Raw genomic sequence first — 14,135 nt, 5'->3', positions numbered from 1 at the left:
CTGTCGGGCGTATCTCTATGGCAAACCTGCATAAATCATTACATTCTTATAAGGAAGTCTGGCCATGCTCGCCACCGTCACCCGCCTGTTCCCGCTGTGGGCCGTGCTGTTATCTGTCGCCGCCTATTATTCTCCCGCCACTTTCCTCGGCATCGGTCCGTGGGTGAGTTACCTGCTGATGCTGATCATGTTTGGGATGGGCGTGACCTTAAATATCGGCGATTTTAAACGGGTACTGACCCGGCCTGCGCCGGTGATTGCCGGCACTTTTCTGCACTATCTGGTGATGCCGTTAGCGGCGTGGGGATTAGCGAAACTGTTTCATATGCCGCCGGATCTATCCGCCGGGATGATCCTGGTCGGCAGCGTCGCCAGCGGCACGGCCAGTAACGTAATGATCTATCTGGCTAAGGGCGATGTCGCCCTGTCGGTGACCATTTCGTCGGTATCGGCGCTGGTGGGCGTGTTCGCCACGCCGCTGTTAACGCGTTTGTATGTCGATACCCATATTCAGGTGGATGTGGTTGGCATGCTGCTGAGCATCGTAAAGATCGTGGTGATCCCGATCGGCCTCGGCCTGATCATTCATCACAGCATGAACAGCGTGGTGCGTCGGGTCGAACCCTGGCTGCCGGCATTTTCTATGGTCTGCATTCTGTTGATCATCAGCGCGGTGGTGGCAGGTAGCCAGGGCTTTATCGGATCGGTTGGATTAATGGTGATCGCAGCGGTGATACTGCATAACGCGATTGGCCTGCTGGGCGGTTACTGGGGCGGTAAGCTGTTTGGCTTCGATGAGTCAACCTGCCGGACGCTGGCGCTGGAAGTCGGGATGCAGAACTCCGGTCTGGCGGCAACGCTGGGCAAGCTCTACTTCTCACCGCTGGCGGCATTGCCTGGCGCACTGTTCTCGGTCTGGCACAACCTTTCCGGTTCGTTGCTGGCCGGTTACTGGTCCGGTAAGCCGATCACCAAGGGATCAACGCGGCACGGCGAGTAACACCGCACCGCAATCTGCTTGCGCCGGGCACGTTTCGCCCGGCGCTGTAGGTTACGCCTATTCGCTGTTACTCGTAATCACGCTCATCATCCGGCTGCTCCAGCACGGTATAGGCGACGCTGCAAAACAGCGAGTTCAGACGCTTCATATCGCCCAGCAGACCCAGATGCAGTGAACTGGTCTCTATGCTCTGTACGTTCTGCTGATGCAGGCGATCGACGTGCGCATGAGAATAGCGACGAATCATCAGGCGGAAGCGATGTTTGGCGCGGCGCAGCCGTTTGGCGCTGGTGACGTCGTGCGACAGAAACACCGACAGACTCATGCGCAGATTGGCGATCAACAGCTCCTGCAGCGCCTCCAGCTCCTTTAATCCCTCAGCGGAGAACGCGCGGCCTGCAGCCAGCGACTTATCCGCGACATCGCCGCTCATCCGCTCAATGATGTCACCGGCCTGCTCCAGGTTAAGCGACATCTCAATAATTTCACCCCAGCGGCGCGAATCTTCCGCCGGCAGATCCTCTTTCGGCATCCGCGCCAGATAGAGCTTGATGGCGGTATAAAGCACGTCAACGTCATCATCGAGCCGCCGCACCGTACGCTCTTCACGCGGTTCGCCATGCACCACTTTGTTGAACGCTTCCAGCATCTGTTCCAGCACATCACCCATACGTAACGCCTCACGGGCGGCATTGACCAGCGCCAGCGCCGGCGTATCCAGCGCGCTGCGGTCCAGATGTTTCGGCTTCAGATGCAGATCATTTTCCACGTCATCAGAGATCAGCCGGCGGCACAGACGTGCCATCAGATCGGCAAACGGCACCATCGCCACACAGCGGATCAGGTTGTAAAAAACATGGAAAAAGATCACCAGCTCTTCGTCGTTGACCGGCAGCTTATCCAGCCAGTCCGCCACCAGATTAACGAACGGCAGGATCACCACGCAGCCAATCAGCTTAAACAGCAGGCTGCCGAGAGCGACGCGCTTGCCGGCCGCGTTGGCCGCGCTGGCATTGATCATCGCCAGCAAACCGCTACCCAGGTTGGCACCAATGACCAGGCAGAGCGCCACCTTGAATGAGATGACGCCGGTGGCGGTCAGCGTCGCGGTAATCAGCACGGCCGCCAGGCTGGAGTAACTGATGATGGCGAAGACGGCGCCAATCAGCGCATCCAGCATGATGTCGCCGGTCAGGCTGGAGAACAGCACCTGTACCCCGGCGGCCTGGGTAATCGGGCGGGCTGCTTCGACAATCAGCTGCAGCGCCAGCAGAATCAGCCCAAGGCCGATACTGGCCCGGCCGAGCTGACCGGCCCGGGTCTGCTTACGGCTGAGAAAAAACACCACGCCAAAGAAGATGAACAGCGGCGATAGCCAGGAGAGGTCAAAGGTCAGGATACGCGCCATGATGGCGGTCCCGACATCAGCACCCAGAATCACCACCAGCGCCGGCGTCAGGCTGACAAGGTTCTGCGCCACGAAAGAGGTCACCAGCAGCGTGGTGGCATTACTGCTCTGCACCAGCGTCGTCACGCCAATGCCAGCCAGAAACGCCATCGGCTTTTTCTCCACGCTGCGGCTCAGTACCCGCCGCAGATCGGCACCATACACCCGCATAATGCCGGTCCGCACAATATGGGTTCCCCACACCAGCAGGGCGACAGCAGAGAGTAAATTAAGCAGGGTTAACACGTCGCGATGCTCCTCGACCATCAGGCTTTAAGCAGCACAGACTGCCAGCCTGACGGAGAGAGCAATCTGTGAAGGGGATTGCCGGACTTTGCGTAAATTTTTCCTGTGTTTTAAGCCACCTGGCGCAAAGTCGACATCTCTAACTGTAGACCAATCTGCTGTCCGGCGGGGTGTAATTCCGCGGCGGATCGGTTCAGGACATCGACAGAAAGCTCCACTCCCTGCGCCCGGATGCGGTAGCGAATCACGTTGCCCAGCAAGCTGTGACTGAGGATTTCGGCCGGAATGCCGAGCCCTGGCGCGGTGAACTGCATCGACTCGGGGCGAATGGCCACCTGACTGTGGAAAGGCTGGCCGGTTAGCTGCGTTGCCTGTTCGGCGCTCAGCAGGTTGTAGTTGCCAATAAAACCGGCGGCAAACAGATCGACCGGCTGGGTATAGAGCGCTTCGGCGTCGCCATTCTGCACAATTTTGCCGCGGTTCATCAGCACGATGCGATCTGACAGCGTCAGCGCCTCTTCCTGATCGTGGGTAACGAACAGGGTGGTGAGATTCAGCTCGCGCTGGATACGACGGATCTGGTCGCGCAGATGACGACGGATGCGCGCATCCAGCGCCGACAGCGGCTCATCCAGCAGCAACAGGCGCGGGCGGGTGACCAGAGAACGGGCCAGCGCCACCCGTTGACACTGTCCTCCCGACAGCTGATGCGGATAGCGGCGCGCATAGTCGGTGAGCTCGACCAGCTCCAGAACTTCCTGCACCCGCTGACGAATTTGCGTCTCCGGCAGCTTCTGCATCTTCAGGCCAAAAGCGACGTTTTTCTCCACCGTCATATTGGGAAACAGCGCATAGCTCTGAAACACCATGCCAATGGCGCGCTTCTGCGGGGCCAGCGGCACGATATCCTTGCCCTGTATCACGATTTCGCCGCTGTCGACTTCGGTTAAACCGGCCAGACAGCGCAGCAGCGTCGATTTGCCGCAGCCGCTCGGGCCGAGCAGCGTCACAAATTCCCCTTCGGCGGTGCTGAAATTGATCTGTTCGAATATCGTCGTTGGCCCATAGCGCTTATTCAGTTGTCTGACCTCAAGGTAGCTCATACTCAGCCTCGTTCTGGATTCAGGGCATTGGCCAGCCAGGTGACCAGCAGCACCACAAAAAAGTAGGAGATCACCAGCGCGCTGGTGAAGTGACCACTGCCGTTACGCATGTTGTAGAGGTAAACCTGCAGCGTTTCATAGCGGTTGCCGACCAGCAGGTTAGCGAATACAAACTCACCGATCAGAAAAGAGAAAGAGAGCAGGACGGCAACCAGCATCCCTTTACGCAGGTTAGGCAGCACTACCCACAGCGCCGCCTGCCAGGTACTGGCACCGAGTAACTGGGCAGCATCGATCAGCTCTTTCAGGTTGATCGCCTGCATATTGTTGGCCAGCGCGCGGTAAATAAACGGCAGCGCGATGGTGAAGTAGCAGCCGATCAGGATCCACGGCGTACCGGTCAGCATCAGCGGTGACGAGGAGTAGAGCTGCAGCAATCCGACCGAGGACACGACCGGCGGCACGGCGAAGGGCATCAGGATCAGGATGTTCATTACCGCATCCAGCCGTGGATAGTAGTAAGCGATTACAAACATCGCAGGCAGCACCAGTACTAGCGAGAACAGCAGGGCGCCGAAGCAAATCAGCAAAGAATGGCCCAGCGCGGTCAGAAAACGCCCATCGCTCCAGAGCTGGATAAACCATTTCAGGCTGTAGCCCTGCGGCAGAATGGTATTACTCCAGTCAGATGACAGCGCGTACAACAGCGTTGCCACCAGCGGCAGCGCCAGCAGAATAAACAGTAACCAGACCATCACCCGATGATAGAGATGTTCGGCGCGCGACATGACGGCTCCTTTCATGGTTGTCTGGCGTTGAGGTAGCTACGGCGCACCAGATACTGCTGTATCAGGGTGATCAGCGCCATAATCGCCACCAGCAGCATCGCCAGTGCGCTGCCGGTGTTGGGATCGAGCGAGATATCACCGGACACCAGCGCGGCGATACGGACCGGCACCACGTTAAAGTTGCCGGTGGTCAGGGCATAAATGGTGGCATAGGCCCCGAGCGCATTGGCCAGCAGAATGACAAAAGTCCCCAGCAGCGCCGGAAACAGAATCGGCAGGCCGATATGCCACCAGTAGCGCCAGCGGCTGGCACCCAGCAGGGCGGCGGATTCCTGCCACTCGCGCTTCAGCCCATCAAAAGCGGGATAGAGCAGCAGCACGCCCAGCGGGATCTGAAACCAGGTGTAGACCAGCACCATACCGTTACGTGAAAACAGCCTGAACGCGTCAATGACTCCATAATGACGCAGCAGCAGCGTCAGAAAACCGTTCAGCCCCAGCAGGATCACAAAGGCGAACGCCAGTGGCACGCCGGCAAAGTTGCTGGTCATGTTGGTGAACGAAATCAGGAAGCGCTGCAGGCGACCGCCGCCAAGCTGATGCAGCGAATAGCCGGTCAGCAGCGCAATCAGTAAGCCATACACGCTTGACCAGAAAGAGATATCCAGCGAAAAACGAAATGCCTGCTGATAAAACGGCGAACTCAGAATGTCGACATAGTTGTCCCAGCCCCAGCGCGTGTTCATCTCGCTCCAGAAGCTATTGATAGTGATCCACAGCAGCGGGGCGAGCTGAAAGGCAATCCAGAACAGGGCAAACGGCAGCAGCAGAAACAGCGCTAACACTTTTCCCTTCATGCACGCTGCTCCGCCAGCAGCCCGCGACAGAGCGGCTTATCGTGGGGCACCCCAAGCAGCTCACACAGGGTGCCGCACAGGTCGGTCTGCTGTGGCAGGAGGTCGGGTTGCAGCGAGAAAGCCGCACCGAAAACGAACAGGGGCACCTGAGTCTCTTCCGGCAGAATGCCACCGTGTGAGCGATCGTCGTTCATGCCGTGATCGGCAGTCACTATCACCTGATAGCCTTCGGCCAGCCAGCGCGGCATCCAGAGCGACAGCAGGCCGTCCGCTATCCGCGCCCGATTGCGGTATTGCGGTGACGAGAGGCCGGATTTATGGCCGGCATCGTCAATGTTCATCGGATGAATCAGCAGGAAGTGCGGATCATGGCGCAGCCGCAGGCTTTCGGCATCTTCAAACAGGTGTGAATCGGGATAGCTATCATCAGAGTAGAAATGTCCGTACTGAATCGGCAGCTCCGGCGCATCAGTATGACGATCGCGCGCCGCCACGAACGGCGTCCGGTTATACAGTTCACTGACCCAGTGGTAGGCGGCGGCGGCCGTGGTCAGCCCGGCAGCGCGCGCATAGTGAAATACGCTGCGCTCGCGGCTTAAACGGTTGACGCCGTTATGAATAATACCGCTTCTGACCGGCGTAACGCCGGTCAGAATGCACTCATAGAGCGGGCGCGACAGCGACGGCAGTTCACAGGTCAGACGGTAATAGTGACCGTTACCCTGCGCACATTCGGCGTGCAGATAGCCCATTGCATGTTGCGCGACCTGATTGCTCAACCCGTCCAGCACCACCAGGATAGTCTTCATTCCGTTCTCCTTGCCGCGATTTACTGCTGCATATTGATGACGACATTTTCCTGCCACAGACGCGGCAGCATTTTCGAGGACTTATCCCAGGCGGCCTGATCGTGGATTGGACGGGCATTTTTGTATTCAGACTGCGGCAGCAGGCGAGCCTGAACATCGGCAGGCAGGGTCAGATGCTCGGCACGGATTGGTCGGGCGTAACCTTTCGCCAGATTGATCTGACCCTGGTCTGAGAAGATATATTCACGCGCCAGTTTGGCGGCATTCGGATGCTTCGCGTATTTGTTGATGATGGTGGTGTAGCCAGAGGTCACGGAGCCGTCAGACGGGATCACCACTTCGTAACGATTTTTATCGATCTGGTCACGATAGTTCAGGCCATTAAAGTCCCACACCACCGCCATTTGTACTTCGCCTTTTTCAATGTTGGCAATCACCGGATCGGTGACGCCCAGCCGGCCCTGTTTAGCCAGGTCAGCAAAGAAGGCCAGCGCCGGTTTCAGGTTCTTCTCATCGCCGCCTAAAGCGTAGTTTGCAGCCAGTACGCCATTGGCCGCCTGAGCAGCCACGCCGACGTCGCCGATAGTAACCACATACTTACCTTTTTTGAGATCGGCCCAGCTATGCGGAATATCTTTAACCTGCTGCTTGTCGATCAGGAAGGCAATGGTGCCGGTATAGGCCAGCGCCCAATTACCGTCTTTGTCCTTGGCCCAGTCGGGGATTTGATCCCAGTGGCTCGGTTTATAAGGCTGAGCAACGCCTTTCGCCACCGCCACCGGGCCGAATGCCGCGCCTACATCACCGATATCGGCGCTGGCGTTCTCTTTCTCAGCGTCAAACTTCGCCAGCTCCTGGGCGGACGACATATCGGTATCACTGTGTTTAAGACCGTATTTGCTGCTGATATCGTTCCAGGTATCTTTCCAGTTGGCCCAGCTGTCCGGCATGCCGACGCTGTTAACCTGACCTTCACTACGCGCGGCTTTTTCCAGCGCGGCAAGGTCGTTATCGGCAGCCTGCGCAACGGGCAGGGCGAGCACTACAGCACTGGCTACTACAGAGGCGATAAACGCTTTCATCTCAGTTGCTCCGGGTGTAAGTTGATGGGCCTGGCTGGTCTAGTCCAGCAAGAACCGAGCCAATGTAGCCCCTGTATATGAACGATTTATGACAAAGCGAGGGCGCGTAGCGGATAGCAGATAGCAAGCCAGCAGCGTCCCACCGCGGCAGGCAGGGTCCGGGACGTTTATCTGAACGGTTACAGTGCGGAATCGCACCAAAATGAGGCTACTGTTGTGGAGTCGATAGCACTCAAAACGGCGGACGTGATCGCCAGCGCGTTGCTGAGCCGCATACAGGCTGGTGAGTTCAGCGGCGGGCGACTGCCTGCGGAACGGGCCCTGAGCGAGGCATTTGGCACCACCCGCATTACCCTGCGTGAAGCGTTAGGCAAGCTGGAGGCGCAGGGAATGATTTACCGTGAACTGCGCCGTGGCTGGTTTATCGCACCGCCACGACTGATCTATAACCCGCTGCATCACAGCCATTTTCATGCCATGGCGACGGAACAGGGGCGTCAGGCGACCACCGAAGTGATCGCGGCTGAACAGGTCGCGGTGCAGGGCGAGATAGCGACAGCGCTGCTGCTGGCGCCGGGATCAACGGTTTACCGCATTCGCCGCCTGCGGCGCATTGACGGACGGGCGGTGCTGTACGTTGAACATTACCTTAATCCGCGTTTTTTCCCCGGCCTGCTGGATGAAGATCTTACCCGTTCACTGACCGATCTCTATGACCAGCGCTACGGTATTCGCTACGGCGGGGCGCGCTTTACCATTCTGCCCGGCCCTTTGCCCGAGATCGCCGCGCCGGCGTTGAACGTCGCGCCTGGCAGTCCGGGCCTGCTGATTACCCGGATTAATCGCGATCGGCTAAAACAGGTGATTGACTGCGACTGTGAATATTGGCGCTACGATGCGCTGTGTGTTGATGTCGAAGCCTGAGGGCCATATTGTGATTCAGGTCACACTAACGCATGATAGCGTTCGCTATTAACTCTTTTCTAAGGCGCTACATGAGTGACAAGAATCCCCTGGCCCGCCACCTTGCGACCGTATTGCAATGGGTGCTGAATCTGGGTCTGCTTAGCCTGGCGATTATCCTTATCGTCTTTCTCGGCAAAGAAACCATTCACCTGGCTAACGTGCTGTTCAGCACCGGTGAACAGGCTTCGTCCTATCTGCTGATAGAGGGAATTGTCATTTATTTCCTCTATTTTGAGTTTATCGCTTTGATTGTGAAGTATTTTCAGTCTGGCTATCACTTCCCGTTACGCTATTTTGTCTATATCGGCATTACCGCAATTATTCGCCTGATTATTGTCGATCATAAAAATCCTTTCGATACCCTCTGCTACTCCGCCGCGATCCTGATTCTGGTGGTGACGCTGTGGCTGGCGAACAGCAACCGCCTCAAACGCGAATAAACCTCTGCCGTCGGTAACGACGGCAGGTGTTCATGCCGCGACTCTGCGCTAAACTGACGCCCTGAAAATTTTTGGGAGTGGTGCTATGTCGCAAGACGCGCTCAGCTTATTACGTGCGATCAACTGGCTTTCATCGACGCAGGCTACGCTTGCGCCGTCCCTGCTCGACTGGCTGATGGAAGAAGACTCCATGACGCGCCGTTTTGAGCAGCATTGCCAGCAGGTTACCGTAGAGCCGGTACGTGAAGGCTTTATTGATGCCAGCGAGTTGGGAGAGGAAAAAGCCTTTTTACCGGACGACAAACGCTTCTGGCTGCGGGAAGTGCTGCTGTTCGGCGACGGTGAACCCTGGCTGGCGGGTCGCACGCTGGTGCCGGAAAGTACCCTGAATGGTCCTGAGGCGATGCTTCAACAGCTGGGCACGCGCCCGCTGGGGCGTTATCTGTTCTCCTCTTCAACCCTGACCCGTGATTTTATCGAACCGGGCAAGGTTGAAGCGCTGTGGGGACGCCGCTCACGTCTGCGGCTGTCCGGCAAACCGCTGTTGCTGACGGAACTGTTTTTACCGGCTTCGCCGCTTTATCGCGATCTGGCCTGAGGAAATCTGTGGTGGAAAAGAGCTTACACATCAATAAATGGCAGGCCTACAGCCGTCTGATGCGCATTGATAAGCCGATCGGCACCCTGTTGCTGATGTGGCCCACCCTGTGGGCCTTGTGGCTGGCTGATATGGCGATCCCGCCGCTTCCGGTGCTGCTGGTGTTTGTTGCCGGCGTTTTCGTGATGCGTGCAGCCGGCTGTGTCATTAACGACTTTGCTGACCGTAAGGTGGATGGGCATGTTGAGCGGACAAAGCATCGGCCCTTAGCCAGCGGCGCGGTCAGTGCCAGAGAAGCCAAACTGTTATTTGCCGGGCTGGCGCTGGTGGCGTTTGCGCTGGTGCTGACCATGAATCTGATGACGATATTGCTTTCGGTCGTCGGTCTGGCGCTCGCCTGGGTTTATCCGTTTATGAAGCGCTATACCCATCTGCCGCAGGTGGTGCTGGGGGCCGCGTTTGGCTGGGCGATTCCGATGGCCTGGGCGGCAGTTAGTGAGTCCTTACCTCTGGTCTGCTGGCTGGTATTCTGCGCCAACATTTGCTGGACGGTGGCTTATGACACCCAGTACGCGATGGTGGATCGCGACGATGACCTGAAGATTGGCGTTAAGTCGACCGCGATTCTGTTTGGCCGTTTCGACAAGCTGATAATCGGCCTGCTGCAACTGGCAACGCTGCTGCTGATGGCATGGGTTGGCATGTTGCTGCAGCTCAACGTGGCGTTTTACGGGACGCTACTGCTGGCAGCTGGCCTGTTTATTTACCAGCAAACGCTGATCGCCCAGCGTGAACGCCCTGCCTGCTTTAAAGCCTTCCTCAACAACAACTATGTCGGATTGGTGCTGTTCCTCGGTGTGCTGATGAACACCCCGCCGTTTACCCAGCTGTTGTGATCGTGGTGATCGACAGGCCGGGCGGGTTGCAGGCGGGCTAAGTCCCGACGCGATTCAGCGCAACGGTACCTGGCGCGCAGTCAGGCAACGAGTCAGGCAGCAGAGGATCAGGCCACGAGTCAGGCAGGAAAGGATTAGGCAACGAGTCAGGCAGGAAAGGATTAGGCTGCAACATCATTCAGGCACAAAAAAGGCGACCTTTCGGGGTCGCCTTTTTACTGCGCAGGGCATTTAGTCGTGGGCCACGGCGCTTTCGATGGTCATGCGTACATCGCTGGTGACCAGATCGGCCAGAATGTGCCAGGTCGCCAGGGTCTGCGCGACATCCGCATCACCGCTGTCGCTGATATACCCTTCATCACGCAGCGTCAGCACCAGTGAGGTGAAGACGGCTTTATCGAAGAACTCCGGCGCGTTGATACCGTGCAGCACTGACAGACGTTGTGCCAGTGTGCGGCTCTCTTTTTCCAGCGTCCCGCGGTTAATGGCTGGCTTGGCGCTAAGAATAGAGAAGGTGATGGCATAACGCTGAAGCGTTTCTCGCACCCCGGCCGCCAGCAGTTGCAGCGTACGGTAGCGCGCCGCCGTAAAGCGCAGCTGACCAGCCTCAAGCGTAATCAGTCCCTGACGCGCCAGCTCCTGACAGAGTTCGGTCAGCAGTTGCGGCAGCTCATCGGTCTGCCAGCGCAGGAACAGTTCGCTCTTCAGCATCGGGTAGATCAGACTCACCTGGCGCAACAACTCGGCTTCGCTCATGGTCTGATGCTGCTGCACAATAGCGGCAATCAGCGACGGCATCACCAGCATGTGGTGAATGTTGTTGCGATAATAGGTCATCAGCACCGCCTGCTCACGTGGCAGGATGATGATGTCGCCAATGCTGTCTTTCTCGCTCTCAAACTTATTCATGCCCATTGCATGATCCAGCAGCGCCTCTGCCGAGAGATCGGGCACCGTGGCGTTGGCTGAATAAGGCACGTTACGCAGCAGCTGGGTATAGCACTCAAGCTGCTCAATCAGCTGTTCGCGGGTTAGTGAGCGCTGACGTGAGGCGAGCAGCGCGGTGACGCACAGGTTCATGGCGTTGGCCGCGCCCGCTTCATTGATGCGTACCATTAAGCTCGCCGCGATGTCATTCACGGTGGGCGTTAACCAGCTTGGACGCTGCGGTTCGATAGGATCGATCGACTCACGCCATTCCGGCACGCGCTTGTTGAGATAGTTAACCAGCGGCAGTGGTTCGCCAAAGTTAACGTAGCCCTGGCCGAGGTTGCGCAGCTTACGTAAGCCATGCACCATCTGCATGAAGCCCTCTTTCTCTTTCGCCGCGCCGCGTAGCTCTTTGGCGTAAGTACCCACTTCCATGACATGTTCGTAGCCAATGTAAATCGGCACCAGGGTGATCGGGCGATTCCCCCCGCGCAGCATCGCCTGCAGGGTCATGGCTAAGGTGCCGGTTTTCGGATCGAGCAGGCGACCGGTGCGTGAACGTCCCCCTTCGACAAAGTATTCAACCGAGTAACCGCGGGTGAACAGTTCGCCAAGATATTCACGGAACACCGTGGCATACAGCTTGTTGCCTTTGAAGGTACGACGGATAAAGAACGCGCCCAGACGACGGAAAATCGGTCCGGCTGGCCAGAAGTTGAGGTTGATACCGGCGGCAATGTGCGGCGGCACCAGTCCCTGATGATAAAGCACGTAAGAGAGCAGCAGGTAATCCATGTGGCTGCGATGGCACGGCACATAGACGATTTCATGGCCATCCTGCGCCAGCTGACGGACTTTTTCGCCGCCATTAACATTGATGCCCTGATAGAGCCGGCTCCAGAGCCAGCCCATGACGCGGTCGGTGACGCGAATCGCTTCATAGGAGAAGTTTGCCGCGATCTCTTCCATCATCTCAACCGCATTTTGCTGCGCTTTTTCATGGGAGATTTTTTTGCTGCGCGCTTCATCTTCAACCGCTTTTTCAATCGCTTTCGATTGCAGCAGACGATTAAACAGATCCTGACGTGCCGGTAAGCGTGGGCCAACCGCCGCCAGCCGCTGGCGGGCGAAATGAATGCGCGCCACCCGGGCCAGTTTCTGGGCGATTGATTGGTCGGTGCCGTGTTCGGTTGCCATGCGGCGCAGCGAAACGGTCGGCGAGAAACGGACAAAACTGTCGCGTCCATGCCAGATCACCGCAAAGAATTTCTGCACGCCGTTCAGCACCCGCAGGTGCGGCGTATCTTCGCCCTGAACCTCACGACCAGGCGCCCGGCCAAACATCACCGTCACCGGCAGCATCTGGATATCCAGCTTGGGGTTATTGCGATGCAGGTCCAGATAATCGTGAAAAATCTTCACCGATTCGACGCTGGGCACAAAATAGGGGAACACACGCGGGCCATCGTGGATAAAAACGTGGCGCGGCAGCAGCGAACCATCAATCTCCAGCGGAGAAAGCGGGTCGGGCAGATGATGCCGCAGGCACTGCGCGCGTAAAGTCAGTAAGTCAGCCTTCGAATCGTAAGGCAAAACGTACATAATGGGCCGGGTCGGGTCCAGACCATGTTCAGAAACGGGATCGGCCGGAATGGCCTTACTCTTTACCAAAAACGACAGTGGTAAATTCAGTAATTTGTAATAAAGTTTACGCCAACCTGACATAGACAACATGAAGCCTCTTGTTAGCAAAGCGCCGCAAGCATACCAGAAAGCGCAGCGAAGATCTGTGGTGGTGCCATTTGCACGCAGCCCAGACATTGACGTCAATCCGATGAAAGGGTTCCACTTATATGGCAAATAATGCCACGGGTCTTGTAAGAATAGTAAAAGCCGCAGGTTACTCATGGCAGGGCCTGCGTGCCGCTTGGCAACACGAAGCGGCTTTCCGCCAGGAGGCGCTGGCCGCGCTGGTGGCCATTATTGTGGCCTGCTGGCTGGATGTCGATATTGTCTCTCGCATCCTGATGATCGGGGCAGTGGTGCTGGTGGTCATTGTTGAAATCCTCAACAGCGCCATCGAGGCGGTAGTGGATCGTATTGGCCAGGAGCGCCACCCTTTAGCCGGACGGGCAAAGGATATGGGCTCGGCGGCGGTGCTGATCAGCATCTTACTGGCACTGTTTGTCTGGATCGCGCTGCTTTGGTCGCATTTGCGATAAGCCTTCCACAACGCGCCAGATGGCGCGTTTTGCCTGAGAATCGGTTTCCATTTCACCAATACCTGTATATACTCACAGCGACTGTATAAACAACCAGGGGGCGGGATGAAAGCATTAACCAGCAGGCAGCAGCAGGTCTATGACCTGATTCGCGACCATATTACTCAAACGGGCATGCCGCCTACGCGTGCAGAAATTGCCGCGCAGCTGGGTTTCCGCTCGCCGAACGCGGCAGAAGAGCATCTGAAGGCACTGGCACGCAAAGGGGTGATTGAGATTGTCTCTGGCGCCTCTCGCGGTATTCGCCTGTTGATGGAAGAAGAAGCATCTGAAGGTCTGCCGCTGATTGGCCGGGTTGCTGCCGGTGAGCCGATCATGGCGCAGGAGCACATCGAAACCCATTACAAAGTGGATCCGGGCCTGTTCAAACCTTCTGCCGATTTTCTGCTGCGCGTCAGTGGAATGTCGATGAAAGATATCGGGATTATGGATGGCGACCTGCTCGCGGTACATAAAACCCAGGACGTACGCAACGGCCAGGTTGTTGTGGCCCGTATTGATGATGAAGTGACGGTTAAACGCTGGAAGAAGCAGGGTGCTATTGTGCATTTGCTGCCTGAAAACAGTGATTTTGAGCCGATCATTGTCGATACGCGCGCCCAGTCGCTGACGGTAGAAGGTCTGGCGGTCGGTGTGGTTCGCAACGGCGAATGGCTCTGAGTCTGACATAACCGCGCATTCGTAGCGTCTG

The 14,135-nt window shown here is 57.2% G+C and carries 14 protein-coding genes; 7 read left to right on the top strand and 7 right to left on the bottom strand.

What is annotated here, in order from left to right; translation table 11 throughout:
- Positions 1-64: 64 nt before the first annotated feature.
- The gene (panS, locus tag ACLIBF_RS19505; protein WP_031375534.1) at positions 65-1,000 is read left to right on the top strand and encodes a ketopantoate/pantoate/pantothenate transporter PanS; all 936 of its coding nucleotides are present in this window, start codon (positions 65-67) and stop codon (positions 998-1,000) included.
- A 67-nt stretch (positions 1,001-1,067) separates the two neighbouring features.
- Here the strand turns inward: panS and ACLIBF_RS19500 are convergent, their stop codons facing one another.
- The 6 genes from ACLIBF_RS19500 to ACLIBF_RS19475 form a co-directional block, all read right to left on the bottom strand.
- Positions 1,068-2,693, bottom strand: a complete 1,626-nt coding sequence (locus ACLIBF_RS19500) for a Na/Pi cotransporter family protein (protein ID WP_046289211.1) — start codon at positions 2,691-2,693, stop codon at positions 1,068-1,070.
- Positions 2,694-2,803: 110 nt separating this feature from the next.
- The gene (locus ACLIBF_RS19495) at positions 2,804-3,796 is read right to left on the bottom strand and encodes an ABC transporter ATP-binding protein (RefSeq protein WP_279810442.1); all 993 of its coding nucleotides are present in this window, start codon (positions 3,794-3,796) and stop codon (positions 2,804-2,806) included.
- A gap of 2 nt (positions 3,797-3,798) precedes the next feature.
- Positions 3,799-4,584: an ABC transporter permease gene (locus tag ACLIBF_RS19490; RefSeq protein WP_031375532.1), complete on the bottom strand. Its 786-nt coding sequence runs from the start codon at positions 4,582-4,584 to the stop codon at positions 3,799-3,801.
- Positions 4,585-4,595: 11 nt separating this feature from the next.
- The gene (locus ACLIBF_RS19485; RefSeq protein WP_031375531.1) at positions 4,596-5,441 is read right to left on the bottom strand and encodes an ABC transporter permease; all 846 of its coding nucleotides are present in this window, start codon (positions 5,439-5,441) and stop codon (positions 4,596-4,598) included.
- A complete protein-coding gene (locus tag ACLIBF_RS19480; protein ID WP_031375530.1) occupies positions 5,438-6,250 on the bottom strand; it encodes an alkaline phosphatase family protein in 813 nt (270 codons plus the stop codon). The genes ACLIBF_RS19485 and ACLIBF_RS19480 overlap by 4 nt, the downstream gene beginning before the upstream one ends.
- A 20-nt stretch (positions 6,251-6,270) precedes the next feature.
- Positions 6,271-7,332: an ABC transporter substrate-binding protein gene (locus ACLIBF_RS19475; RefSeq protein ID WP_031375529.1), complete on the bottom strand. Its 1,062-nt coding sequence runs from the start codon at positions 7,330-7,332 to the stop codon at positions 6,271-6,273.
- A gap of 216 nt (positions 7,333-7,548) precedes the next feature.
- Between ACLIBF_RS19475 and ACLIBF_RS19470 the strand changes: the two genes are divergently transcribed.
- The 4 genes from ACLIBF_RS19470 (at position 7,549) to ubiA (ending at position 10,232) form a co-directional block, all read left to right on the top strand.
- Complete coding sequence (locus ACLIBF_RS19470) at positions 7,549-8,256, top strand: UTRA domain-containing protein (RefSeq protein WP_031375528.1); 708 nt, start codon at positions 7,549-7,551, stop codon at positions 8,254-8,256.
- 71 nt (positions 8,257-8,327) lie between these two features.
- A complete protein-coding gene (psiE, locus tag ACLIBF_RS19465) occupies positions 8,328-8,738 on the top strand; it encodes a phosphate-starvation-inducible protein PsiE (RefSeq protein WP_031375527.1) in 411 nt (136 codons plus the stop codon).
- An 85-nt stretch (positions 8,739-8,823) separates the two neighbouring features.
- Positions 8,824-9,336, top strand: coding sequence for a chorismate lyase (gene ubiC, locus ACLIBF_RS19460; RefSeq protein WP_031375526.1), 513 nt, complete (start codon positions 8,824-8,826; stop codon positions 9,334-9,336).
- 11 nt (positions 9,337-9,347) lie between these two features.
- Positions 9,348-10,232: a 4-hydroxybenzoate octaprenyltransferase gene (gene ubiA, locus ACLIBF_RS19455; protein ID WP_046288553.1), complete on the top strand. Its 885-nt coding sequence runs from the start codon at positions 9,348-9,350 to the stop codon at positions 10,230-10,232.
- A gap of 231 nt (positions 10,233-10,463) precedes the next feature.
- Here ubiA and plsB read toward each other — a convergent pair whose 3' ends face one another.
- Positions 10,464-12,887, bottom strand: coding sequence for a glycerol-3-phosphate 1-O-acyltransferase PlsB (plsB, locus tag ACLIBF_RS19450; RefSeq protein ID WP_031375525.1), 2,424 nt, complete (start codon positions 12,885-12,887; stop codon positions 10,464-10,466).
- 128 nt (positions 12,888-13,015) lie between these two features.
- On the opposite strand from plsB, the gene ACLIBF_RS19445 reads away from it, so the two are divergent.
- Entirely contained in the window at positions 13,016-13,384 is a 369-nt protein-coding gene (locus tag ACLIBF_RS19445) for a diacylglycerol kinase (RefSeq protein WP_031375524.1), read from the top strand.
- 105 nt (positions 13,385-13,489) lie between these two features.
- The gene (gene lexA / locus ACLIBF_RS19440) at positions 13,490-14,104 is read left to right on the top strand and encodes a transcriptional repressor LexA (protein ID WP_031375523.1); all 615 of its coding nucleotides are present in this window, start codon (positions 13,490-13,492) and stop codon (positions 14,102-14,104) included.
- Positions 14,105-14,135 lie beyond the last annotated feature (31 nt).

This window comes from Pantoea sp. PGP6 (assembly GCF_053474785.1).
Note: the sequence above shows the minus strand (reverse complement) of the source record. Positions and strands in the feature narration are given on the sequence as shown.

What these genes read in the sequence shown, in the direction of transcription:
- panS (WP_031375534.1), top strand. Translation starts at nt 65, where the DNA reads ATGCTCGCCACCGTCACCCGCCTGTTCCCGCTGTGGGCCGTGCTGTTA.
- ACLIBF_RS19495 (WP_279810442.1), bottom strand. Translation starts at nt 3,796, where the DNA reads ATGAGCTACCTTGAGGTCAGACAACTGAATAAGCGCTATGGGCCAACG.
- ACLIBF_RS19490 (WP_031375532.1), bottom strand. Translation starts at nt 4,584, where the DNA reads ATGTCGCGCGCCGAACATCTCTATCATCGGGTGATGGTCTGGTTACTG.
- ACLIBF_RS19485 (WP_031375531.1), bottom strand. Translation starts at nt 5,441, where the DNA reads ATGAAGGGAAAAGTGTTAGCGCTGTTTCTGCTGCTGCCGTTTGCCCTG.
- ACLIBF_RS19480 (WP_031375530.1), bottom strand. Translation starts at nt 6,250, where the DNA reads ATGAAGACTATCCTGGTGGTGCTGGACGGGTTGAGCAATCAGGTCGCG.
- ACLIBF_RS19475 (WP_031375529.1), bottom strand. Translation starts at nt 7,332, where the DNA reads ATGAAAGCGTTTATCGCCTCTGTAGTAGCCAGTGCTGTAGTGCTCGCC.
- psiE (WP_031375527.1), top strand. Translation starts at nt 8,328, where the DNA reads ATGAGTGACAAGAATCCCCTGGCCCGCCACCTTGCGACCGTATTGCAA.
- ubiC (WP_031375526.1), top strand. Translation starts at nt 8,824, where the DNA reads ATGTCGCAAGACGCGCTCAGCTTATTACGTGCGATCAACTGGCTTTCA.
- plsB (WP_031375525.1), bottom strand. Translation starts at nt 12,887, where the DNA reads ATGTCAGGTTGGCGTAAACTTTATTACAAATTACTGAATTTACCACTG.
- ACLIBF_RS19445 (WP_031375524.1), top strand. Translation starts at nt 13,016, where the DNA reads ATGGCAAATAATGCCACGGGTCTTGTAAGAATAGTAAAAGCCGCAGGT.
- lexA (WP_031375523.1), top strand. Translation starts at nt 13,490, where the DNA reads ATGAAAGCATTAACCAGCAGGCAGCAGCAGGTCTATGACCTGATTCGC.